Source organism: Pseudomonas arsenicoxydans (assembly GCF_900103875.1).
In the GTDB taxonomy this organism is placed as follows: Bacteria; Pseudomonadota; Gammaproteobacteria; order Pseudomonadales; family Pseudomonadaceae; genus Aquipseudomonas; species Aquipseudomonas arsenicoxydans.
On record NZ_LT629705.1, the window covers coordinates 5,650,698 to 5,672,332 of the forward strand.

The window sequence follows — 21,635 nt, forward strand, 5'->3', positions numbered from 1 at the left end:
TCGGCTCCCCGACGCGCTTAATTTGCTGTGCTCCGCCGCGCGGGTTCGCTGGCGGCCGGCACCCGTGACCTGACGAGTAAACGATGGCTGATTTACCGATCAACGACCTAAACGTCGCCTCCAACGAGACCCTGATCACTCCCGATCAGCTCAAGCGTGATATTCCTTTGAGCGACGCTGCCCTGCGCACCGTTACCAAGGGTCGCGAAGTCATTCGCAACATACTTGATGGCACCGACCACCGCCTGTTCGTCGTCATCGGGCCTTGCTCGATCCACGACATCAAGGCAGCCCACGAATACGCCGAGCGCCTGAAGGCGCTTGCCGCCGAAGTGTCCGATACGTTGTATCTGGTCATGCGCGTGTATTTCGAGAAGCCACGCACCACCGTCGGCTGGAAAGGCTTGATCAACGATCCGTACCTGGACGACTCGTTCAAGATTCAGGACGGTCTGCACATCGGTCGCCAACTGCTGCTGGACCTGGCCGAAATGGGCCTGCCCACCGCGACCGAAGCCCTCGACCCGATCTCCCCGCAATACTTGCAGGACCTGATCAGCTGGTCGGCCATCGGCGCGCGCACCACCGAATCCCAGACGCACCGTGAAATGGCTTCCGGCCTGTCCTCGGCCGTCGGCTTCAAGAACGGCACCGATGGCGGCCTGACCGTGGCGATCAACGCCCTGCAGTCAGTGTCGAGCCCGCACCGTTTCCTGGGCATCAACCAGGAAGGTGGCGTGTCGATCGTCACCACCAAAGGCAATGCCTACGGTCACGTTGTATTGCGCGGCGGCAACGGCAAGCCGAACTACGATTCGGTCAGCGTCGCGCTCTGCGAGCAAGCGCTGAACAAGGCGAAGATAAAGCCGAACATCATGGTCGATTGCAGCCACGCCAACTCCAACAAGGACCCGGCCCTGCAACCGCTGGTGATGGAAAACGTTGCCAATCAGATCCTCGAAGGCAACAAGTCGATTATCGGCCTGATGGTCGAAAGTCATCTGAACTGGGGCTGCCAGGCCATTCCCAAAGACCTCGCCGACTTGCAATACGGCGTGTCGATCACCGATGCCTGCATCGACTGGTCTGCCACCGAAACCACCTTGCGCAGCATGCACGCCAAGCTCAAGGATGTGCTGCCCAAACGCGATCGCACCTGATCGCCTTTCGCCGCACACAAAAACGCCGGGCTTTACCCGGCGTTTTTTTATGCGTTCGTTTTACTGAAAATCACTGACTCAGTTTGGCGGCATGGCGCTGGTGACGTTCCATGTAGCGCTCGACGTAAGAGCACGAAGGAATGACGGTGTAGCCCATTTCCTCAGCATACTGCAGCGCCTGCTCGGTCAACGCCGCAGCAATGCCACGGCCCCGCAGTGCATTGGGCACGAAGGTACGATAGATATCCAGGGTCTGTTTCCCCAGATCCATATAGGTCAGGTAGGCACGATGACCGTCCACATTGGTCTCGAACTGATGACCAGCCTGGTCATGGTGGATGGACAACGCCTCGCTCATCACTACTCCTCGCGGGTCTTGAATTCTGACCCCTACCTTACCGATGTTTTTCCGGCGAAGGAACATCTACGCCACCTCGTGCCTGAATGGACACCGAGAAGAGCTGCACCAATCTCGCGCAACCGAGCACGTATCAAATAGTAGGCACCATTGGCAGAAATGCTCAAGGTACGCTCGTCATCGCGCACAGGTAACGGGTGCTGCTCCAGGTTACGCAGAGACGGCTCGACCGAAGGTATCCCCCGGATCGATAGCCTGAACATTGCCGGATGTTGAGACTTAAGACGAAGCAGCCCTCTTAAAGTCACCACCAAGATGGATAAAGATTATGAGAGCCGCTGCGCAAAATCCGAGCAGAAGTATGGACGAATCCATGTAGACAGACTTTAGCCAAGATTGAGAAAAACAGCGACGAGTGCCGGAAACTTTTTCTCGGCGGCTCGCTCAGGCTCGGGCTTCCTAGCTGGATATTTTTTAAACAATGCAGTTAAAAGTTGCTCGAAAAAGAATCAACGCCTACAATTTTTTTTGCTTCTTGCTACACGTCAGTTTACTTACTAGAAGTAATGGGTAGTATGTACGCCGGCCATTTCCTCACTCTGAGGAGACAGCTACTTAATTGAAAGTCCTTGAAGGGGAACACGATGAACAACGTTCTGAAATTCTCTGCTCTGGCTCTGGCCGCAGTTCTGGCTACCGGTTGCAGCAGCGTATCGAAAGAAACCGAAGCACGTCTGACCGCTACTGAAGACGCAGCAGCTCGCTCCCAGGCTCGTGCAGACGAAGCCTACCGTAAAGCTGATGAAGCTCTGGCTGCTGCTCAAAAAGCACAACAGACTGCTGACGAAGCTAACGAGCGTGCTCTGCGCATGCTGGACAAAGCTAGCCGCAAGTAATAGTCCTTCGGGATTGTTATCAAGCCGACCCATTTTTGGGTCGGCTTTTTTATTGCCTGTCGTTTTGCACCGGCCATAAAAAACCCGCCGACGCAGCCTGCATCGGCGGGTTCTGTGCAAGCCTTACTGCAGCGGGTCGAGCGGCGCGCTCGTCACCAGTGGCGCGGAAGTGTTCGGCACGGCGATTTCCACCGGCAGGCCATCTTCAGCGGCCACCACATCACGCACCACATCCCAGTTCATGCGCAAGTTGTTGGTGATGTCTTCGCGCTTGAGCATCGCGTTGATCACGGCGGTGTGCTTGTCGACCACCGACGGGTTGCCCGAGTCGTCCAGCGGCGTGTGTGCTTCCAGGTAAACCTTCCCACCGCTGACGCCGAACTTGTACGGGTCATTGATGATCCGCACCGACGTGCCGACCGGCACCATGCTCGCCATCTCAAGCACGTTGTTGTTGAACATACGGAAGCAGCCATGGCTGGTACGCATGCCGATGCCGAACTTTTTGTTCGAGCCGTGGATCAGGTAGCCCGGAGTGCCCAGGCTGAACTTGAACGGCCCCAGCGGGTTGTCCGGGCCGGCCGGCACCACATTCGGCAATGGGTCACCGTCGGCGGCGTGCTCGGCCTTGATCGACGCTGGAGGGGTCCAGGTCGGGTTCGGCGTTTTCGCGGTGATGGTGGTGTGGGCGATCGGCGAGCCCCAGCCTTCACGACCGATACCCAGCGGGAAGGTGTACACCACGTTCCGGCCTTTCGGGTAGTAGTAGAGGCGGTATTCAGCCAGGTTGATCACGATGCCTTCACGCGGGCCCGGCGGCAGGATGAAGCGCGTTGGCAGGATGACTTCAGTGCCGGCGCCCGGCAACCACGGATCGACGCCCGGGTTGGCCGCGACCATTTCCAGATAGCCCAGATCGTAGGTTGTGCCAAGGTCGGCGAAGGTATCTTCGTACTTGGCCTTGATGACCTGCACCTGACCGATGATGTCTTCACCAGGTGGTGGCAGGGGCAGCTCCAATGCGGCTACGGGACCCGCCACACAAAGGGCGGCAAGAGACAGGCAGCGGGTGACGGCAGGAAAACGCGGCAACATCCGGAAAGTCCTTCGCATGATCGACAAGGGTATAAAAACGGGATTGTACACTGGCATCTGGAACTTCGGGGAGTTGGCCGATAGCACGCTATCTTTAATGCTTTACAGCTCGAACCGCAGCTCTGGCCAGATCGGCGAGGTGCCGCGTTTTTGCGATTCCAGGATCGCCCGGCACAGCGAGCACAGGCGCTGGTCCTGAAACACGCGGCGGTCGACACTCGACCAACGCGGTTGCGCAGGCAGCAGGCTGCCGCACAAGGTTCGATCAGCCGAGCCGCCCAGCTCCAGCTGACGGGTCACCAGATGTACCCGCACTTCCTGGCAGGCGAACAGATCCAGCTGTTCGTCAGGCTCGATCAGTTGGTAGGCAAAAAGGGACCAGGCGGGACGCGGCATCGGGGGCTCCAAATCGGGGGCGCCACCTTAGCCGAAACACCGCCGCTAGAAAAGCGTCAAAGCAGCGGTTTCAGTGTCGGCCAGACATTTTCCAGCAACTTGTCCTGAGCCCCGGCAGCCGGGTGCAATCCGTCGGCCTGCATCAGGTCTGGATGGCCGCCCACACCGTCGAGGAAAAAGGGCACCAGCGGGATCTTTTTTTCCTCGGCCAGTTTGCCGTAGACCTCGGCAAACGCGTCGGTATAACGCTTGCCATAGTTGGGAGGCAACTGCATGCCCAGCAGCAACACCTTCGCACCGCTCGCCCTGGAGCTGTCGATCATCGATGCAAGGTTTTGTTGCAAATTAGCCGGGGGCATCCCACGCAGCCCGTCGTTGCCGCCCAACTCAAGGATTACCAACGCCGGTTTATGCTCTGCAAGCAGCGCAGGCAGGCGCGCCTGGCCTCCAGCACTGGTGTCGCCGCTGATGGAGGCATTGACTACCTTATCGTCGAAACCTTCGCGCTTGAGCCGTTGCTCGAGCAACGAGACCCACCCCAAGCGGGTATCCAGTCCGAAACCGGCGCTGATACTATCGCCAACGATCAGGACAGTACCCGCCGCTGCGTTCTGGGCCATGCACATCAAGGCCAGGCCAGCACTCAAAAACCACACACGCATCGGATTCTCCATGGGCGCAAGCATTCTCACCGCGAAGAACCTCAGCAAAGTGGTTCCTAGCGCGGAAGGTGAACTGACTATCCTGCACGAACTCAGTCTGGAACTGAACAAGGGCGACAGCCTGGCCATCGTTGGCGCCTCCGGTTCCGGCAAATCTACCCTGCTCGGCCTGCTCGCCGGCCTCGACCTGCCGAGCAGTGGCGAAGTCACCCTCGCCGGGCAAGGCCTGAGCACACTCGATGAGGACCAGCGCGCGCGCATCCGCGCCGAGCACGTTGGTTTTGTGTTCCAGTCGTTTCAGCTGCTGGACAGCCTCAACGCTTTGGAAAACGTCATGCTGCCGCTCGAACTCGACGGCCGCAAAGATGCCCGTGAACGCGCCACCGAACTGTTGCAGCGAGTCGGCCTGGGGCAGCGCCTGACCCATTCACCGCGCCAGCTCTCAGGGGGCGAACAGCAACGTGTGGCGATTGCCCGTGCATTTGCCGCCGAACCCGATGTGCTGTTCGCCGATGAGCCCACCGGCAACCTCGACAGCCACACCGGCGAGCGCATCAGCGATTTGTTATTCGAACTCAACCAAGAGCGCGGCACGACCCTGGTGCTGGTGACCCACGACGAACGCCTGGCACATCGCTGCCGGCGTCTGATTCGCCTTGAAGCCGGCCTGCTGGTCGCCCCTCTGGAGCCTTGATGGCACGCCTGCCGCTACTGCGCCTGTTCAGCCTTGCCATCCGCCAACTCCTGCGCGACACCCGTGCCGGAGAGTTGCGCGTATTGTTCTTCGCCTTGGTGGTCGCCGTGGCGGCGAGCACCGCCATCGGTTACTTTGGCGCCCGCCTGAATGGCGCCATGATGTTGCGCGCCACCGAATTCCTGGGCGCGGACTTGCTGCTTGAGGGCAGTTCTCCTGCTCGCCCCGAACAGATCAAAAGTGGCACGGAACTGGGGCTTGAGCACGCTCAAGTGGTGGAGTTCTCCAGCGTCATCGCCACTGACAACGGCATTCAGCTGTCCAGCATCAAAGCGGCCGACGACGTTTATCCGCTGCGCGGCGAACTGAAAAGTGCCCCGGCCCCCTTTGCCCCGGAACAACCCGGCGGCGGACCAAAACCCGGTGAAGCCTGGGTCGAAGGGCGTCTGCTGACGGCGCTGAATCTGAAGATCGGTGACAGCATCGATGTCGGCATGCGGACCCTGAAACTGACGCGCGTCCTCACTTACGAGCCCGACCGCGCCGGCAATTTCTACAGCCTGACGCCTCGGGTGCTGATCAACCTCAGCGACCTCGCCGCCACCGGCGTGGTGCAACCCGGAAGCCGGGTCAGTTACCGCGAACTCTGGCGCGGCACACCCGAGGCGCTGGAAACTTATCGTCAACTGATCAAACCCGGACTGGCCGCCAACCAGCGCATTCAGGACGCCCGCGATGGCAACCGGCAGATCGGCGGCGCCTTGGGCAAGGCCGAGCGTTATTTGAACATGGCCAGCCTGGTCGCGGTGCTGCTGTCCGGTGTGGCCGTGGCGCTGTCGGCGACGCGCTTTGCCACACGCCGATTCGATGCCAGCGCGTTGCTGCGTTGCCTGGGTTTGTCGCGTCGGGACACCATGGTGCTGTTCAGTTTGCAGCTGACGGTACTTGGCCTGCTCGCCAGCGCGAGCGGCGCCCTCCTCGGCTGGTTGGCTCAGCTCGGATTGTTTGCGTTGCTGCATGACCTGTTGCCGACCGATGTACCGCCGGGCGGGCTGTTTCCGGCCATTGCCGGGATTGGCACCGGGCTGGTCGCGTTAGCCGGTTTTGCCCTGCCACCACTGGCGGCACTTGGCCGGGTACCACCATTGCGCGTGTTGCGTCGAGACATGCTGCCGATTCCTTCAAGCACCTGGATGGTCTATGGCGCAGCGCTGGGTGCCCTCGGCCTGATCATGTGGCGCCTGAGCCTTGATCTGCTGCTGACCTTCGCCCTGCTCGGAGGTGGCGTGATTGCGGCGCTGCTGCTCGGTGGTCTGTTGTTGCTTGTGCTCGAAAGCCTGCGCCGGATGCTGGCGCGCGCTTCATTGCCTTGGCGCCTGGGGTTGGGCCAGCTGCTGCGTCATCCGCTGGCGGCCGCCGGACAAGCCCTGGCCTTCGGCTTGATCCTGTTGTCGATGACGTTGATTGCATTGTTGCGCGGTGAACTGCTGGACACCTGGCAGAATCAACTGCCGAAAAACGCGCCGAATTATTTCGCGCTGAATATTCTGCCTGCCGACAAACAAGCTTTCACCGATCGTCTGATCGAACTCTCAGCGCAATCAGCGCCAATGTACCCGGTGGTGCCTGGACGCCTGATCAGCATCAATGGCGAACCGGTGCAGCAAATCGTCAGCAAGGATTCGGCCGGTGACCGGGCGATCCAGCGCGACCTGAGCCTGACCTGGGCGGCAGACCTGCCGGCCGGCAACAAACTGACCGCAGGCAACTGGTGGAGCGAACAGCCTGCCGATGAGATTCCCGGTGTGTCGGTGGAAGGCAAAGTCGCCGAAAGCCTGAAACTCAAGCTCGGCGATCACCTGGTGTTCAGTGTCGGCGGGGTCAATCGTGAAGCGAAGGTCACCAGTCTGCGTGACATCAACTGGGACAACTTCCAGCCCAACTTCTTCATGATCTTCCAGCCCGGCACGCTGAAGGACTTGCCTGCGACTTACCTGACCAGTTTCTATCTGGCGGCGGATCACGATCAGCAGATTGTCGACCTGTCGCGCAGCTTCCCGGCGGTGACCATCCTGCAGGTCGAGGCCCTGCTGGAGCAACTGCGCAGCATCCTCGCCCAGGTCACCCTGGCGGTGGAGTATGTGCTGTTGTTTGTATTGGCGGCGGGGATGGCGGTGCTGTTCTCCGGCTTGCAGGCGACGCTCGATGAGCGCATTCGCCAAGGCGCACTGCTCAGAGCGCTGGGGGCCGAACGACAATTACTGGTCAAGGCGCGGCGAATCGAATTCGGCCTGTTGGGTGCAGTCAGCGGTTTGCTGGCGGCCCTGGGATCGGAACTGGTGAGCCTGGTGCTTTACCGTTACGCCTTCGACCTGCCGTGGCACCCTCATCCGTGGTTATTGGTGCTGCCGCTGATCGGCGCCTTGCTGATCGGCGGTGCCGGCGTATTCGGCACTCGACGCGCACTGAACGCCAGCCCCCTGACAGTCTTGCGCGAGGGTTGATAGACTCAAACACTCTCAATCAAAAGAATGTGCCATGAGCCGTTATCGCCCTCCCCGCACCGCCGGCACCGCACTGATCACCCCCGAAGGTGAAGCGCGGATGCGCGCCGAGTTTCATGAACTCTGGCATATACGGCGGCCTCAGGTCACGCAATCGGTCAGCGAGGCAGCTGCACAAGGCGATCGCTCCGAAAACGCTGAATACACCTATGGCAAAAAAATGCTGCGCGAGATCGACAGTCGCGTGCGCTTTCTCACCAAGCGGCTTGAAGCGTTGAAGGTGGTCAGCGAGAAGCCCAGCGATCCGAACAAGGTCTACTTCGGCGCCTGGGTCACCATCGAAGACGAAGACCGCAAAGAGTCGCGCTACCGTATCGTCGGCCCCGACGAGCTGGACTTGAAACTGGGCTTGATCAGCATCGACTCGCCACTGGCACGCGCGCTGATCGGCAAGGCATTGGACGCCGAAGTTCGGGTCCAGACACCGACCGGTGAGCAATGCGTGTATATCGTGGCGATCGAGTACCTGTGAGGCCCTGTGCCTGAAGCTTAGCGGCGAGTGATCAGACCTTGTCGGGCAACGCGAGTCAGTTGCTTGATCACCTCGACGGCATCCTCGGCGCTGGGCGATTGAATCACCGCCAGATCGAAACTGTCGCTGGCAAATCGAGCCAGTGATTCACCGTCTTCGACAAACTGGATCAGGAACGCGGCGGGTCCGCCGGTGCGACGAGGCCAGCCGTCGAGATAACGCAGCAGCGTCGGCTGATGTTTACCGCCAAGCAGGATTTTTGGATTGCGTTGGGTGAGGTGTGCCGTGATCGGCGCGGGGCGTACAACAGGGCTTAGTGCATTCATCGTGTCGTGTCTCTGCCTCAAAAGTCTGCATGGCAGGTGAGAGGCAACACCGAACCAGCGCTTTAGCGGTATTTCGAAGCCTGTTCCAAGCTTCTATCGGCAACTGAATGAGTCACCTGGCGCCCCGCAAGTAGCTGTTTAAATCGGCGCATGAGCAGCATCCTAGAGAAGCTGACCGGACAGTGTCAAGAATGACGCGCAACAAAAAAGGCCCGCGCAATGCGGGCCTTTTCGTTGAGGCAGAGCGGTCAGCCAGCGATGGCACGGTCGACCGACAGCTTGCCGGCGCCTTCGATCAGTACGGCGATGCTGCCGCCGAGCAGGGCCAGGGCGAATTCATAACCGTTGTTGGCCATGAACAGACCGTGGCTGATGTGCACGGTGAAAATGGCGACCAGCGAGAGGAAGGTCAGCCCCAGCGCTGCCGGACGCACCAGCAGACCGATGATCAGTGCCAGGCCGCCGAAGAACTCGGTACCACCCGACAGAATCGCCATCAGATGACCTGGTGCCAGGCCAAGACTTTCCATGTACTGCGCGGTACCGGCGATGCCGTAGCCACCGAACATGCCAAAGAGTTTTTGTGAACCGTGCGCGGCGAAAATTATGCCGACGAAGATGCGCAAAACGGTCAGGCCGTAGCTGGCGCGGGTAAACATCACCTTGTTGATCAGTGAGCTCATGCTGTGTCATCCCTTGGAGTGTGTGTGTGGTTGGCCGCCATATTAATCAATAAATATAATGTTAAAAGCGCAATAATTGCGACATAACAATCAATTTAGTCGATCATTTCCGTAAGGCAAGTTTCTGCCCCTGGGGCTCCAACGACTCTCGCTCACGATCGAACGCCAGGTAATACTTGTTCACGCTATTAACATAGCTGACGGGGCCCATTCCCACCTGCTCCATGGCAATTCGTTCGACCTGGAAGAACCACTGATTGGGATTCAAACCGCGGCGCCGGGCCTCGGCGCGCATGCCCTGGACCCGTTCGGGTCCTATGTTGTAGGCCGCCAGCACAAATGCCATGCGCTCGCGCTCATTGAGTTTGGGACTTGCGAAGAACTTGCGACGAATCATCGCCAGGTACTTGGCCCCGGCCTGCACATTGGCATCCAGGTCCTGAACGTTGTTGACGCCCACACGCTGGGCCGCGGTCGGAGTGATCTGCATCAGCCCGGTGGGGCCGCCGCCACCGCGGTTGCCGGGTTGTAGCGCTGACTCCTTGAAGGCCAGCGCCGCGAGGTTCAGCCAGTCCATGCCTTGAGCGTCAGCGTGCTTTTGCAGCACTGGACGCAGTTTTTCCAGGCGCTGGCGATCAGCCTTGGCCAATGGATAGTGCACTTGATATAGGCGTCGATAGATTCGCAGGAACGCCGCATCCTGGTCCGACGGTTTCTTGTAGGTGGTCAGAAAGCGGTCGATGCTTGCCCGAAGCATCGAGGCGTCGCGGCGGACAAACCAGAACTCTTCGCCCGGATCGCTGATCGGCACCTGTTTATCGAATCGTAACTTGGGCAGGATCTTGCCCCAGCGCTCGGCTATCGGTTGCTCGACGATCGTCAGGTGAAAGATCCCGCCCTGGACCATCTCCAGCACATCCTCGACGGCAAGACTGGGATCGACCCACTCGACTTTCACCGGAGCCAGTTTGTGCAGCGCCAGCTTTGAATTGATCTGACTGACCGCATCCCCCGCCGCACTGCCCGTGGGCAATGCCAGGGTTTTCCCGGACAGCTGTTCGACCCGGGTGTAGCGGCGCTCACCCTTGATTCCTACCAGTACCAACGGGATGTTGCTGGCAATCGGTTCGCTGCTGCTGACAGCATGGCCCGGTTGCAAATCGAGCAGTTCTCCCGGCGCGACCAGATCCCCTTCCCCACGCTGCAACGCGCCAAGCAGTTGATCCTTGGATTTGGGGATGATCTTGAGAGTGATTTCCTGACCGTCACGGGCGTGACCGTTGAGGTATTGCTCGAACGCACGCAAGCGGTGATATTCGACGCCGATGGCTTGTCCCTGGACTTCGCCGGAGCTGTTGCGGCTCTGGTTGACCAGCACGCGTAATACCCGGCTGCTGCGGATCTCTGCCAGGTCGCGAACCTTGGTCGCCGGCACGGCTTGCAACGGCCCAGCCAAGCGTGCAACCGCCGGCAACGGCAGCAGCAACGAACAGCACAGCAGCAGCAAAATCGAGGGACGTGTCATCCACTCTCCGGAAAGAATACTGGGCCGATCCCAAGAAATTTCTTGAAACCGAACGACAGAAACAGAGCGCTTTGAGCGCTGGCAAAGCACGAAAGACTGGCACAGTGATGGCACTCTGGCCATCACGACCTACCTCGCGGCATCAACAGACAGCTTTAACTCGTTGTAGTTCTTGGCTTTTCTTATAAATCTACAGCTCTGATATGCTTTCCGGCCTTTGGTCCGAGGTAGCACCATGCAACTCATCGATATCGGCGTCAACCTGACCAACCCCAGTTTCGACGACAAACACCAGGCTGTACTCGAGCGCGCGTATGCCGCCGGGGTCTGCCAATTGGTACTGACCGGCACCAGTGTCGAGGGCAGTGAACAGGCGCTGGAGCTGTGCCGGCAACTGGACGAAAGCGCGCAACGGCTGTTTGCCACCGCGGGTATTCACCCTCATTCGGCCAGTGACTGGAACGCTGATAGCGCCCAACGTTTGCGCAGTTTGCTCAAGGAAACCAACATGGTCGCCGTGGGTGAATGCGGGCTGGATTTCAATCGTGATTTCTCGCCGCGCCCCCAGCAGGAAAAGGTCCTCGAAGAACACCTGGCGATGGCGGTCGATCTGCAATTGCCGGTGTTCCTCCATGAGCGCGATGCCAGTCAGCGGTTGCTGGAAATCCTGCGTGATTACCGTGATCAGTTGCCAGCGGCGGTGGTGCATTGCTTCACCGGCGAAAAGAAGGCGCTGTTCAGTTACCTGGATCTGGATTTGCACATCGGCATCACTGGCTGGATTTGTGACGAGCGCCGCGGCACGCACCTGCATCCACTGGTGAAAGAGATCAAGCGCGGACGCCTGATGCTCGAGAGCGATGCGCCGTATCTGCTGCCGCGCAGCTTGCGGCCCAAACCAAAGAACGGTCGCAATGAACCAGCGTATCTGACCGAGGTGCTGCGCGAGGTGGCGTTGCATCGTGGGGAAACGGAGGAAGACCTGGCCGCCCACACGACTGCCTGCGCACGGGCGTTCTACGGCTTGCCTACGATCCCTCAATAACCCTGAATCCTCCCTGCGGGAGCTGTTGCCCATTGACCTGCATCAACATCTGAATCCCTGCATAGCGGCACAATGCTGGCACCTTGCCAATGCTGTTTCCGCTATCAGAGAAAACCTCCATGGGTGCCTGGCTTAGCAATATCTCGCTGAAATATAAATTCTGGGCGGTCAATGCGGTCGCCTTCTTCACCACCCTCTTGCTGGTGCTGTACGCCGTACAGCTCGAACAACAGGCTCGCAGCCATGCCGCTCAAGCGTCGGCCCAGGCTCAGGCACGCTTGCTTAATGCCTGGCCTGCGGGGCAACCGCTGCCCAAGGCCGAGCATCTGCTGACCTTCAGCCGCAACCAAGCGCCGTTGCTGAACGGGCAACCGCTGCTGGAGCTGGCCGATGCCAATGGCTGGGTCGAGATCAATTCAATGCCGCTGTTTGGTGACAACCCGTTGAGCGGTGCCGAGGTATTTACCCGCAACGATGGCCAGCACGTCGCGGTGATCGCCTATGGCCCGAGCCTGAGCCAGGTCTTTGCCGAGCGCTTCTCCAACTACGCGGCAGCGGTGTTCATCCTGATGCTGGCAATGCTTGGCGCCTCGCAGCTGTTGATCCGCTTCCTGCTCAGCCAACTCAATACCTTGAAAGACGTCATGCTCCATGTCGAGCAAACCGGCGATCTGTCGGCGCGGGTGCCGCTGGCGTGCAAGGATGAAGTCGGGCAGATGGCCAACGCGTTCAACGCGATGCAGGCCGGTTACCAGCGCGTGGTCAACACCGTCGCCAGCACCGCCCGGCAACTGGATGTCGGTGCCGCACGACTGGCGTCGAGCATGAACGAGGTGCGCCACGGCATGCTTGGCCAGCAAAGCGAAACCGATCAGGCCGCCACGGCGATCAACGAAATGACCGCCACCGTCTACCACATCGCCCAGCACGCCGGCGCCACCCGCGACCTCTCGCAGAGCGCTGACACCTTGGCCGGCAGCGGCCAGGAAGTGGTCATTCGGGTGCAGAAATCGATTGCCGGGCTGTCCAGCGGGGTGCAGCAGACCGCCGAGATGATCCAGCGCCTCGCCGAGGACAGTCAGAAAATCAACGGCGTGGTCAGCGTGATTCACAGCATTGCCGAGCAGACCAATCTGCTCGCGCTCAACGCCGCGATTGAAGCCGCCCGGGCCGGTGAAATGGGCCGAGGCTTTGCCGTTGTCGCCGATGAAGTGCGCAACCTGGCCAAGCGTGTGCAGACGTCCACCGATGAGATCACGTTGATGGTTGCCGCATTACAAGCCGGGACGCGGGATGCGGTGGACTTCATGCAGGAAAGCTCGTTCAAGGCTGACGATTGCGTACAGCAGGCTCAGGAAGCCGGCGTTGCGTTGGGGCAAATCACCAGCGCGGTGGCGCAGATGCGCGAAAGCAATACGCAGATTGCCGTGGCGGCCGAGCAGCAAAGTCAGGTCGCAGAAGAGATGAATCGGGCGGTGGTGAGTATTCGCGATGTGACCGAAAACACGGTGCAGCAAACCGTGGACTCGGCGACCACCAGCAATGAGTTGGCGGCGTTGGCGGGAGAATTGAGCAAGGCCATCGGGCAACTCAAGCTGTAAGGGCCTCTTCGCGGGCAAGCCCGCTCCCACAGGATTAGCGCTATTTGGAGATTCGCGCATTACCTGTGGGAGCGGGCTTGCCCGCGATGGCGTCAGTTCAGTCACCTTCAATCTCGACCATGCCCACTATCACACCGATAGCCAACCTCGATTCGCCCCGCGCCACCGCCCCGCCTATTCTTAAATCATGTGTTCAACATGGATCGAGGATCAGCATCATGGGCAAACGTCACCCCAACCTTCCCGCCTGGCAATGGCGCGCGTACCCGGGCAATCACCAGCACCCGACCAACCTGGTCCTGCACCTGATTGCCGTGCCGCTGTTCATCGTGGCCTTTCTGCTGATTGTTTCCGGAGTGTTCAGTCTGAGCTTCGTCAACATCGCCATTGGCGTGATCGGCTTGCTCGCAGCACTGGGTTTACAACGTCACGGCCATAGCCTGGAGGCGCAAGCCTCCGAGCCGTTCAGTGATCGCAAAGATGCCGTATCGCGCTTGCTGGTCGAGCAGTTCCTGACCTTTCCAAGGTTTTTCCTGAGCGGTGGCTGGTGGCGCGCCTGGCGTGAGCGCCACCGTCGTCACTGATCAGGCGAAAATCGTCACGGTCTGCCGGCTCATGGCGATTAACTGACCGTCCGCGCTCCACAGCTTCGCCGCCGCGTGACCGTAGCCGTCGACGGCATACTCGATTTCAACCAAGTATTTGCACCAGTCCAGCGTGCTCAACGCCAGCAACGGCTGGACGAATTCGATAGTCCAGGTCAGCGTGCTGCCCATCGCGGGTTTGTTCAGGTGCGGCAACAGTGCCGGTGGCCAGGCGTCTACCAACGCCAGGATATGCGACTCGCTGACCGCCTCTTCCTTCACATCCCCACGCAATCGCACCCAACCGCCCATCTCGCGAGATTTGTTGCCGGTGAACGGCATGCCGCCTACTGCCCAGCGCATCGCCAGATGCCGCATGAATTCCGGAGTCACGCCCTTGATGTACGGCAGCTCCTGACACTCGTCCCAGTGCTTCATTTCAGGCGCTGGCTCAGCCGCGACCGTGACTTCGGAAGGACGCGAGGCACCGAAGCTGCCCTGGATCAACGTCACCACCTGGCCCTTTTGCAGCGCACGACCCAGCACCTGGCTGACGGCTTTGCCCTCGCGCAACACGTCGACTTCAAAACTGACCGGTACTTCGGGTTCGACCGGGCCGACAAAGGTGATCGCCAGCGAACGCACGGGCCGGTCCGCCGGGACTTTTGCGCGCATGGCTTCGTATTGCAACGCAGCGACAAGGCCTCCGAAACTGGCACGGCCCTGCGCCCATTCGGCCGGAATAGACAGCTCCAGCGGCTGACTGCGGACCGCGTCGAGCAGATCGGAAAAACGCATGAAAACCTCACAGACATGAAAAAGTTGTTGTGATCTTAATCAGCCAGCGAGGCCGGCACAGCGCTTATTCCGGCCAAATAGACTGACAGATAGGCCGAATAAATCCGCCCCCTGTAGGAGCTGTCGAGTGAAACGAGGCTGCGATCTCTTGATCTTCGGCGTCGGTAATGGCGCTAAAGATCAAGAGATCGCAGCCTCGTTTCACTCGACAGCTCCTACGGTGATTGAGGTTTTTTCAGGATTTGAAGCAGCGGGCGCTGAGTTTTTCGAGGACGCGGTCGGCACGCTCTTCGGCTTTGGTCATGGTGGTTTTCCAGACCGCGACACAGGGGCGCAAATCGGCTTCCTGTTCGGCCCTGGCCAGCCATTGGAAGCAATCATGCCAATCGCCCAGTGCAGCCTGCGCCGACTTGAGGCGCGGCATCGCCGCCTTCGGCAGACGATCAAGCTCGGGATAGGCTTCGATGCCATAGCGCACGCGTTTGATCAAAAGTCGCAGGCGATGGCGGTCGTGCGCGGGATCATGCAGTGCGACGTTTAGTTTTTCCCACTGCTTGGCCAGGCGCTTTTCGATGCGTTTGCGCAAACTCTTGAGTAATCCCTGGCGCTGTGAAGCCCGCAAAAAGCGCGGAAACGCGTCAAGGATCATCAACAAATGCGCCAACTCGGGACTGCCAGCCACCGCAGGGTATGCCTCGGCCATCTGCACCATGCGCCGATGCGCGGCCTCGGGTTGATCATGCTGGAGCAAGTACGCCGCCAGCACTTCCCGATCGCGCAACGGCGTGGTCAGTTCGCCAACGCGGGACGCCGCCGCTTCCACCTGCTCGACGCCGGGAAGACCGCGCAACGGCCGCAACAGGCTGCGTAGACGGCGGACCGTGGTGCGCAGGTCGTGCAATGCTTCGGGGTCAGTACGGGCACTCAAGCGCGCCTGACAGGCCAGCACGCGAACCTCCAGTCCCAGAACCTGTGCAACCAATCGGTCAACCATCGCAGACATCGCTAGCTCCTTGAAATCGAATGTGCGCTGATGACTACATCATGCCTCAACGACCGGCGCGCGACTCGCGGATGTAGAAACGAGCCTTCTCGGCTTTGCTGGCGCAACCTTCATAGGCTTCAAATTGTTGCTGGGTCTTGGCCCCGGTCAGCAGCGACAAAGCTTTGGAGTAACTGACAGTACCGGCAAAACCTTCGGCCTTGGCCAGATCCAGCTCGTGCCAGGCGGCATCGATCTGGCTGCCGCAGGTATCGCGGTAGGCCGTTTTTCCCGCACAACCAGCCAGTGCCAGAGCGATCAAGGGCACACAAATCCAGGCTTTCATCAATAACACCTCATGTCAGGGGAACAGTCGTGCAGGTAAGACGGTCTGGCGCGTGAAAAGTGCCTTTGATCGCCAGGGGAAACTATAGCGCTCGTAAGAATACCCATGTGCCGCCACGCAGTGTCGAAAAAACGACACCCTCGGCCGATCGAGCGACCTTGGCGATTGAAGCGCGCCCCTTGATGGGTGCATTGTTGAACCTTGTCAGACGAGGGCGATTCATGAAAAAGCGTGTCGCGCTGGTATTGGGCTCGGGTGGAGCACGGGGTTATGCCCATATCGGGGTCATCGAAGAGATCGAACGGCGCGGTTATGACATCGCCTGCATCGCCGGTTGTTCGATGGGCGCGGTGGTCGGCGGCATCTACGCCGCCGGCAAACTCGACGAATATCGCAACTGGATCGAGAGCCTGGACTACCTCGACGTCCTGCGCCTGGTGGACGTCAGTTTTCGTCTGGGGGCGATTCGTGGGGAAAAGGTCTTCGGGCAGATCCGCAAGATCGTCGGTGAAATCAACATCGAGGACCTGCGCATCCCCTACACGGCGGTGGCCACCGACCTGACCAACCAGCAGGAAATCTGGTTCCAGGAAGGTTGCCTGCACCAGGCCATGCGCGCCTCGGCGGCGATTCCCAGCCTGTTTACGCCAGTGATGCAAGGCAACCGGATGCTGGTGGACGGTGGCATTCTCAACCCTTTACCGATCGTGCCCGTGGTCTCGAGCCATTGCGACCTGATCATCGCGGTCAACCTCAACTCCACCAACCAGCGCCACTATCAACTGCCGGTGATCCAGCGCCCCGCCGCGTTCAAGACCCGTTTCGACAGCCTGATCAGTTCCCTGGGGTCAAAATTACCGTTCCGGCGCAAGCAGGCCGAACAATTGCTGCTGCTGGAAAAGGAAGCGCTGATGGCGGAAGCGGCCGAGATCAACCCCTGGATCGAATCCGCCGAACCCGAAGCCCAACAACCGGCTGCCGCCCCGGAGCGCGATGGCGCGCCGAAGTCGGCCACAGGCTCGTTCATCATCGACAACGTCGGCCCGGCGTCCTTGCTGGACCTGATCAACCAGAGTTTCGAGGTGATGCAGACGTCGTTGGCCCAGTACAAGATTGCCGGGTATCCACCGGACATCCTGATCAACGTGCCAAAGCGGGTGTGCCGGTTTTTCGAGTTTTACAAAGCGCCGGAGCTGATCGCGCTGGGGCGGGAAATTGCGCGGGACACGCTGGACCGGTATGAGAACGAGCGCGATTCCTGAAGTTCTCGAGTGATGTAACGGGCCCCATCGCGGGCAAGCCCGCTCCCACAGGTTTTGAGGTAACCACAACATCTGTGAACGACACTTATCCTGTGGGAGCCGGGCTTGCCCGCGATGGGGCCGGAACATCCAATACACAACCTAAAGGCTGAGTTCACTCAACAGCCGATACCCAACCCCCGCCTCGGTCACGATAAACCGCGGCTGGGTCGGATCGTCCGCCAGCTTCTGCCGCAAATGCCCCACCACAATCCGCAGATAATGGCTGTCGTCGGTATGGGTCGGGCCCCAAATATCTTTCAGCAATTGCTGCTGCGTGATCACCCGTCCCGGATGCCGCGCCAGTTGCGCCAGCACCGCGTATTCCTTGCGGGTCAGCGCGACCTCGCTGCCGTCGAGCAGCACCCGGCGATACGCCAGATCCACCGTCAACGGGCCAAACGTCAGCGCAGCCTGTTGAGCCTCGCCGACCGGGGCCTGGCGCAACAGGGCGCGCACCCGGGCGAGAAACTCCTGGATGCCAAACGGTTTGGTCACGTAATCGTTGGCGCCGCCATCCAGCGCCTGGACTTTCTGCCCTTCGCTGGCGCGCACCGAGAGCACCAGCACCGGCACCGTCGACCATTCGCGAAACTCCCGCAGTACTTGCTGGCCATCCATGTCCGGCAGGCCGAGGTCGAGCACCAGCAAATCGGGTTTGTTCAATGCCGCCTGCGCCAGGCCTTCGCTGCCGGTGCCGGCCTCCAGGACTTTGTAGCCTTGGGAAGCGAGGCTGATGCGCAGGAATTTGCGGATCTGCGGTTCGTCGTCGATGACCAAAATGGTCGCGGTCTGGCTCATGGTTTCGGATCGCAGCATAAAGATGTCCAGAGGGTATCAGGCTTCACTTTCAACGCTCAATTTCAGCGTCTGGCTGATCCTGCAAAGGTAAGTGCAGCGTGATGCAGGTGCCCCGCCCTTCGATGCCATCGGCGACGCTGATCCGCCCGCCATGGGCACCGACCATGCCCTGACAGATCGCCAGACCCAGCCCGGTGCCCTGCCCGCCGCGATCGCCTCGGGCGGCGGTGTAGAACATGTCGAAAATCTTGGCCCGCTCCTCTTCCGGAATCCCCGGTCCTTCATCGCTCACTGAAAAAAACAGCTCGTTGTCATCGACCCCGGCGCGTAATTGCACACGCCCATGGGCCGGGGAAAATCGCGCAGCGTTTTCCAGTACGTTGACCAACGCCTGCTCAATGAGCGCGGCGTGCACATAGAGCAGCGGCAATTCGGGCGGCACTTCGGTGCTGACCTGTAACGGCGCCAGCACCGCACGCAGGCGATTGAGCGAACTGCCGACAATGTCGGCCGGCGACACCCAGTCCCGCGCCAGCTTCAGGGCGCCGTGACCGAGGCGTGTCATGTCCAGCAGGTTTTGAATGTAGCGATCGAGGCGTTCGGCTTCATCGCGGGTGCCTTCGAGCAGTTCGCGGCGATCCTCCAGCGGAATCGCTTCGCCGAGGGCCAGCAGGCTGTCGATGCTGCCGCGCATGGAGGTCAGCGGCGTGCGCAAATCGTGGGACACCGAGGCCAGCAGCGCACTGCGCAACTGTTCGGTTTCGCCGTGCAGCCGCGCCGCTTCCAGGTCTTCGGCCAGTTGCGCACGGGCCAGGGCCTGAGCCAGCGGCTGGCTCAACGCGGTCAACAAGCGCCGCCGCTGCCCGCTCAGAGTCTGGCCCTCTTTGGCGCACACGCCGAGCAACGCCAGCGGCCCGTCTTCCACCGACAGCGGCCACCACCACCAACGCCCGAACGGCAGCGTGCCGGTGCCCGCTCCCGCCGGTTGGTCATGTTGCCAGGCCCAATCAGCGGCGGCGCGTTCGGCTTCGGAAAACTCCAGCGGGCCACCGGTTTCGACTTTCCAGCCGCCCTGGCCGTCCCGATTGAGCAGGCATAATTTCAGATCGCTCCAGCCATTCAGGTGCTGGGCAGCGGCGCTGACCACAGCCTGGCGGTCGGTGGCGGCGGTCAGTTTGCGCGACAGGTCGAGCAGTTCGGTGGTCTCTTCCTGGGTGTCGCGCAACGCCTGCAATTGCCGCCGTTGGCGTGCCGCCAGGTTACCGGTGAGGGCCGCCATCAGCAGGAAGAACAGCAAGGTCAGCACATCTTCTTCGCGCTGGATGCTGAAGGAAAAATTCGGCGGAATGAACAAAAAGTCGTAAGTCAGAAACGACAGCGCCGCACAGGCCAACGCCGGACCAAGACTGCTGCGCACCGCGACCAGCAACACCGCCGCGAGGAACACCAGCGAGATGTTCGGCAGCGGCAAGACACTCGCCACAGCCCAGGCCAATCCACTGGCCAACACCGTCGCCACCACCGCCAGCGCGTAGTCGAACCAGACCAGCGACTGCGACGAACGCTGACGCGGCTGATTCGGTTCGTGATCACTGTCGAGCACGTTGATTTCCAGCCCGCGCGCATCGCGCAGCAAGCGTGACGCCAACCCGCCGCCGAACAAGCGACGACGCAAACACGGACGGGACTGGCCGACCAACACCAGACTGGCGCGGCGTTCGGCGGCGTGCTGGATCAGCGTCTTGGCAACCTCGCCTGCGCGCAGCAACACCACTTCGCCACCCAGGCGCTCGGCCAACTGCTGGGCGCTTTGCAGGCGCAAGCGCGATTGCTCGTCACGCACACGGCCGTTGTCCACATGCACCAGGCTCCACGGCAGGTGTCGACGCTGGGCGACGCGGCTGGCGTGACGCACCAGGCGCTCGGCCTGGGCATCGCCATCGACGCCCACCAACAAGCGACCGCGCACCGCCGGCGCGTCCTGACCGAGTTGGCGATAACCCTGGGCCAGATCATCGTCGACCTGGGCGGCGGCGGTTTGCATCGCTAGTTCGCGCAGGGCGGTGAGGTTGGTCTGGGTGAAGAAGGCGTCGATGGCTGCCCGCGCCTGCTCCGGCACGTAGACTTTACCGTCGCGCAGACGCTCGAGCAGTTCGCGCGGCGGCAGGTCGATCAGCAACAGTTCGTAGGCTTCCTGCAGCACCCAGTCCGGCAGGGTTTCACGAACCTGTACGCCGGTGATGCCGCGCACTTGATCGTTGAGGCTTTCCAGGTGCTGGACGTTGACCGTGGTGAACACGTCGATGCCGGCGGCGAGCAGTTCCTGGATGTCTTGCCAGCGTTTGGTGTGACGACTGCCCGGAGCATTGGTGTGGGCCAGTTCGTCGACCAGCACCAGTTTTGGCTTCGCTGCGAGCAGGCCGTCGAGGTCCATTTCTTCGAGCATCACGCCACGGTATTCCGAGCGCACCAAGGGCTGTTGCGGCAAGCCGCCGAGCAGCGCCTCGGTCTCGGCGCGACCGTGGGTTTCGACCACGCCGGCGATGACTTTTACGCCCTGGCGCATTTGCGCATGAGCCGCTTGCAGCATGGCGTAGGTCTTGCCAACGCCGGGCGCGGCGCCGAGGAAAACCTTGAGCCGGCCACGGCCATCGCGGGGCAGGTCTGCTAACAACGCATCGGCGCGGCCGGAGTCACTCATGCTTGAAGCTCTCTCTCATTCTGATGTTGATGCAGTGACTGTCAGGCCCTCTTCGCGGGCAAGCCCGCGATTGGCGGCACCACAGATTTACAGTTTTTCCAGCGCCATGTTCAACGCCAGCACATTCACCACAGGCGGGCCAACGAGCGGCTGCTCGATGTGCGCATCCAGCAGTTGCTGAAGCGTCGTCACTGGAAGATTACGCGCCGCCGCGACACGCGCCAGTTGATAGGCAATCGCCGCCGGAGGCAAGTGGGGATCGAGACCACTGCCGGAGGTGGTCAGCATCGCCAATGGCACCGGACCCTGGCCTGGCACCAGCAGTTTATTGGCATCGTCGATCACCCGAGTGGCCAAGGCCGGGTTGCTCGGCGAGAAGTTACTCGCGCTGCTCGACACGGTGGCAAAGGCACCGGCTGATGGCCGTGGATGGAACCAGGCGTCACCGACAAAATCCTGAGCGATCAGTGACGAGCCGCGGACTTTGCCAGCAGCGTCGCGCACCAGGCTGCCATTGGCCTGATCCGGGAAAGCGACCTGGGCGACACCGGTGACGACCAATGGGTAGGCGACGCCGGTAATCAGGGTCATCAGGACCAGCAGGCTCAGGGCCGGACGTATCATTGTGGACATTTCAAACTCCTC

Annotated in this window: 22 protein-coding genes; 9 read left to right on the top strand and 13 right to left on the bottom strand. The window is 60.7% G+C overall.

What is annotated here, in order from left to right:
* Positions 1-83 precede the first annotated feature (83 nt).
* On the top strand, positions 84-1,160 hold the full coding sequence (locus tag BLQ41_RS26405) for a 3-deoxy-7-phosphoheptulonate synthase (protein WP_090186452.1): 1,077 nt from the start codon (positions 84-86) through the stop codon (positions 1,158-1,160).
* Positions 1,161-1,230: 70 nt separating this feature from the next.
* On the opposite strand, the gene BLQ41_RS26410 is transcribed toward BLQ41_RS26405, so the two are convergent.
* Positions 1,231-1,518, bottom strand: coding sequence for a GNAT family N-acetyltransferase (locus tag BLQ41_RS26410; protein WP_020800382.1), 288 nt, complete (start codon positions 1,516-1,518; stop codon positions 1,231-1,233).
* A gap of 644 nt (positions 1,519-2,162) precedes the next feature.
* On the opposite strand from BLQ41_RS26410, the gene oprI reads away from it, so the two are divergent.
* Positions 2,163-2,414, top strand: coding sequence for an outer membrane lipoprotei OprI (gene oprI / locus BLQ41_RS26415; protein WP_002553018.1), 252 nt, complete (start codon positions 2,163-2,165; stop codon positions 2,412-2,414).
* Positions 2,415-2,537: 123 nt separating this feature from the next.
* Here oprI and BLQ41_RS26420 read toward each other — a convergent pair whose 3' ends face one another.
* The 3 genes from BLQ41_RS26420 to BLQ41_RS26430 all read right to left on the bottom strand — a co-directional run bounded on the left by BLQ41_RS26420 (position 2,538) and on the right by BLQ41_RS26430 (position 4,567).
* Positions 2,538-3,509, bottom strand: a complete 972-nt coding sequence (locus BLQ41_RS26420) for a L,D-transpeptidase family protein (RefSeq protein ID WP_090186455.1) — start codon at positions 3,507-3,509, stop codon at positions 2,538-2,540.
* Positions 3,510-3,611: 102 nt separating this feature from the next.
* Entirely contained in the window at positions 3,612-3,905 is a 294-nt protein-coding gene (locus BLQ41_RS26425; protein ID WP_003226812.1) for a hypothetical protein, read from the bottom strand.
* Between the two features lie 56 nt (positions 3,906-3,961).
* Positions 3,962-4,567: an arylesterase gene (locus BLQ41_RS26430; protein WP_167360508.1), complete on the bottom strand. Its 606-nt coding sequence runs from the start codon at positions 4,565-4,567 to the stop codon at positions 3,962-3,964.
* A gap of 10 nt (positions 4,568-4,577) precedes the next feature.
* On the opposite strand from BLQ41_RS26430, the gene BLQ41_RS26435 reads away from it, so the two are divergent.
* From BLQ41_RS26435 to greB, 3 genes are read left to right on the top strand one after another with little or no spacing between them, the layout of a single operon-like run.
* Positions 4,578-5,261, top strand: a complete 684-nt coding sequence (locus BLQ41_RS26435; RefSeq protein ID WP_007943616.1) for an ABC transporter ATP-binding protein — start codon at positions 4,578-4,580, stop codon at positions 5,259-5,261.
* Positions 5,261-7,765, top strand: coding sequence for an ABC transporter permease (locus BLQ41_RS26440; protein ID WP_090186460.1), 2,505 nt, complete (start codon positions 5,261-5,263; stop codon positions 7,763-7,765). The genes BLQ41_RS26435 and BLQ41_RS26440 overlap by 1 nt, the downstream gene beginning before the upstream one ends.
* Positions 7,766-7,799: 34 nt before the next feature.
* Complete coding sequence (gene greB / locus BLQ41_RS26445; RefSeq protein WP_090186464.1) at positions 7,800-8,297, top strand: transcription elongation factor GreB; 498 nt, start codon at positions 7,800-7,802, stop codon at positions 8,295-8,297.
* A gap of 17 nt (positions 8,298-8,314) precedes the next feature.
* On the opposite strand, the gene BLQ41_RS26450 is transcribed toward greB, so the two are convergent.
* From BLQ41_RS26450 to BLQ41_RS26460, 3 genes are all read right to left on the bottom strand, one after another.
* Entirely contained in the window at positions 8,315-8,623 is a 309-nt protein-coding gene (locus tag BLQ41_RS26450) for a hypothetical protein (protein ID WP_090186466.1), read from the bottom strand.
* Positions 8,624-8,871: 248 nt separating this feature from the next.
* Complete coding sequence (locus tag BLQ41_RS26455) at positions 8,872-9,306, bottom strand: DoxX family protein (RefSeq protein WP_090186469.1); 435 nt, start codon at positions 9,304-9,306, stop codon at positions 8,872-8,874.
* A 103-nt stretch (positions 9,307-9,409) separates the two neighbouring features.
* Positions 9,410-10,831, bottom strand: a complete 1,422-nt coding sequence (locus BLQ41_RS26460; RefSeq protein ID WP_090186471.1) for an MltF family protein — start codon at positions 10,829-10,831, stop codon at positions 9,410-9,412.
* 235 nt (positions 10,832-11,066) lie between these two features.
* Here BLQ41_RS26460 and BLQ41_RS26465 point away from each other — a divergent pair, with 235 nt between their 5' ends.
* From BLQ41_RS26465 to BLQ41_RS26475, 3 genes are all read left to right on the top strand, one after another.
* The gene (locus BLQ41_RS26465; protein WP_090186473.1) at positions 11,067-11,876 is read left to right on the top strand and encodes a TatD family hydrolase; all 810 of its coding nucleotides are present in this window, start codon (positions 11,067-11,069) and stop codon (positions 11,874-11,876) included.
* A gap of 119 nt (positions 11,877-11,995) precedes the next feature.
* Positions 11,996-13,477 (top strand): methyl-accepting chemotaxis protein, encoded by a 1,482-nt coding sequence (locus BLQ41_RS26470; protein WP_090186475.1) that lies wholly within the window; start codon positions 11,996-11,998, stop codon positions 13,475-13,477.
* Between the two features lie 218 nt (positions 13,478-13,695).
* Positions 13,696-14,061 carry a terminase gene (locus tag BLQ41_RS26475; protein WP_090186478.1) on the top strand — a complete coding sequence of 122 codons (366 nt, stop codon included), beginning with the start codon at positions 13,696-13,698 and terminating at the stop codon, positions 14,059-14,061.
* On the opposite strand, the gene BLQ41_RS26480 is transcribed toward BLQ41_RS26475, so the two are convergent.
* The 3 genes from BLQ41_RS26480 to BLQ41_RS26490 all read right to left on the bottom strand — a co-directional run bounded on the left by BLQ41_RS26480 (position 14,062) and on the right by BLQ41_RS26490 (position 16,187).
* On the bottom strand, positions 14,062-14,859 hold the full coding sequence (locus tag BLQ41_RS26480; RefSeq protein WP_090186481.1) for an acyl-CoA thioesterase: 798 nt from the start codon (positions 14,857-14,859) through the stop codon (positions 14,062-14,064).
* A gap of 235 nt (positions 14,860-15,094) precedes the next feature.
* Positions 15,095-15,862 carry a CHAD domain-containing protein gene (locus BLQ41_RS26485; RefSeq protein WP_090186483.1) on the bottom strand — a complete coding sequence of 256 codons (768 nt, stop codon included), beginning with the start codon at positions 15,860-15,862 and terminating at the stop codon, positions 15,095-15,097.
* 46 nt (positions 15,863-15,908) lie between these two features.
* Entirely contained in the window at positions 15,909-16,187 is a 279-nt protein-coding gene (locus BLQ41_RS26490; RefSeq protein WP_090186485.1) for a hypothetical protein, read from the bottom strand.
* A 221-nt stretch (positions 16,188-16,408) separates the two neighbouring features.
* Between BLQ41_RS26490 and BLQ41_RS26495 the strand changes: the two genes are divergently transcribed.
* Positions 16,409-17,449, top strand: a complete 1,041-nt coding sequence (locus BLQ41_RS26495) for a patatin-like phospholipase family protein (RefSeq protein ID WP_033055757.1) — start codon at positions 16,409-16,411, stop codon at positions 17,447-17,449.
* 141 nt (positions 17,450-17,590) lie between these two features.
* On the opposite strand, the gene BLQ41_RS26500 is transcribed toward BLQ41_RS26495, so the two are convergent.
* From BLQ41_RS26500 to kdpC, 3 genes are all read right to left on the bottom strand, one after another.
* Complete coding sequence (locus BLQ41_RS26500; protein ID WP_090188849.1) at positions 17,591-18,289, bottom strand: response regulator; 699 nt, start codon at positions 18,287-18,289, stop codon at positions 17,591-17,593.
* A gap of 49 nt (positions 18,290-18,338) precedes the next feature.
* Positions 18,339-20,990, bottom strand: a complete 2,652-nt coding sequence (locus BLQ41_RS26505) for a sensor histidine kinase (protein ID WP_090186487.1) — start codon at positions 20,988-20,990, stop codon at positions 18,339-18,341.
* A gap of 87 nt (positions 20,991-21,077) precedes the next feature.
* Positions 21,078-21,623: a potassium-transporting ATPase subunit KdpC gene (gene kdpC, locus BLQ41_RS26510; protein ID WP_090186491.1), complete on the bottom strand. Its 546-nt coding sequence runs from the start codon at positions 21,621-21,623 to the stop codon at positions 21,078-21,080.
* Between the last annotated feature and the right edge of the window lie 12 nt (positions 21,624-21,635).

What these genes read in the sequence shown, in the direction of transcription:
- BLQ41_RS26405 (WP_090186452.1), top strand. Translation starts at nt 84, where the DNA reads ATGGCTGATTTACCGATCAACGACCTAAACGTCGCCTCCAACGAGACC.
- BLQ41_RS26410 (WP_020800382.1), bottom strand. Translation starts at nt 1,518, where the DNA reads ATGAGCGAGGCGTTGTCCATCCACCATGACCAGGCTGGTCATCAGTTC.
- oprI (WP_002553018.1), top strand. Translation starts at nt 2,163, where the DNA reads ATGAACAACGTTCTGAAATTCTCTGCTCTGGCTCTGGCCGCAGTTCTG.
- BLQ41_RS26420 (WP_090186455.1), bottom strand. Translation starts at nt 3,509, where the DNA reads ATGTTGCCGCGTTTTCCTGCCGTCACCCGCTGCCTGTCTCTTGCCGCC.
- BLQ41_RS26425 (WP_003226812.1), bottom strand. Translation starts at nt 3,905, where the DNA reads ATGCCGCGTCCCGCCTGGTCCCTTTTTGCCTACCAACTGATCGAGCCT.
- BLQ41_RS26430 (WP_167360508.1), bottom strand. Translation starts at nt 4,567, where the DNA reads ATGCGTGTGTGGTTTTTGAGTGCTGGCCTGGCCTTGATGTGCATGGCC.
- BLQ41_RS26435 (WP_007943616.1), top strand. Translation starts at nt 4,578, where the DNA reads ATGGGCGCAAGCATTCTCACCGCGAAGAACCTCAGCAAAGTGGTTCCT.
- BLQ41_RS26440 (WP_090186460.1), top strand. Translation starts at nt 5,261, where the DNA reads ATGGCACGCCTGCCGCTACTGCGCCTGTTCAGCCTTGCCATCCGCCAA.
- greB (WP_090186464.1), top strand. Translation starts at nt 7,800, where the DNA reads ATGAGCCGTTATCGCCCTCCCCGCACCGCCGGCACCGCACTGATCACC.
- BLQ41_RS26450 (WP_090186466.1), bottom strand. Translation starts at nt 8,623, where the DNA reads ATGAATGCACTAAGCCCTGTTGTACGCCCCGCGCCGATCACGGCACAC.
- BLQ41_RS26455 (WP_090186469.1), bottom strand. Translation starts at nt 9,306, where the DNA reads ATGAGCTCACTGATCAACAAGGTGATGTTTACCCGCGCCAGCTACGGC.
- BLQ41_RS26460 (WP_090186471.1), bottom strand. Translation starts at nt 10,831, where the DNA reads ATGACACGTCCCTCGATTTTGCTGCTGCTGTGCTGTTCGTTGCTGCTG.
- BLQ41_RS26465 (WP_090186473.1), top strand. Translation starts at nt 11,067, where the DNA reads ATGCAACTCATCGATATCGGCGTCAACCTGACCAACCCCAGTTTCGAC.
- BLQ41_RS26470 (WP_090186475.1), top strand. Translation starts at nt 11,996, where the DNA reads ATGGGTGCCTGGCTTAGCAATATCTCGCTGAAATATAAATTCTGGGCG.
- BLQ41_RS26475 (WP_090186478.1), top strand. Translation starts at nt 13,696, where the DNA reads ATGGGCAAACGTCACCCCAACCTTCCCGCCTGGCAATGGCGCGCGTAC.
- BLQ41_RS26480 (WP_090186481.1), bottom strand. Translation starts at nt 14,859, where the DNA reads ATGCGTTTTTCCGATCTGCTCGACGCGGTCCGCAGTCAGCCGCTGGAG.
- BLQ41_RS26485 (WP_090186483.1), bottom strand. Translation starts at nt 15,862, where the DNA reads ATGTCTGCGATGGTTGACCGATTGGTTGCACAGGTTCTGGGACTGGAG.
- BLQ41_RS26490 (WP_090186485.1), bottom strand. Translation starts at nt 16,187, where the DNA reads ATGAAAGCCTGGATTTGTGTGCCCTTGATCGCTCTGGCACTGGCTGGT.
- BLQ41_RS26495 (WP_033055757.1), top strand. Translation starts at nt 16,409, where the DNA reads ATGAAAAAGCGTGTCGCGCTGGTATTGGGCTCGGGTGGAGCACGGGGT.
- BLQ41_RS26500 (WP_090188849.1), bottom strand. Translation starts at nt 18,289, where the DNA reads ATGAGCCAGACCGCGACCATTTTGGTCATCGACGACGAACCGCAGATC.
- BLQ41_RS26505 (WP_090186487.1), bottom strand. Translation starts at nt 20,990, where the DNA reads ATGAGTGACTCCGGCCGCGCCGATGCGTTGTTAGCAGACCTGCCCCGC.
- kdpC (WP_090186491.1), bottom strand. Translation starts at nt 21,623, where the DNA reads ATGTCCACAATGATACGTCCGGCCCTGAGCCTGCTGGTCCTGATGACC.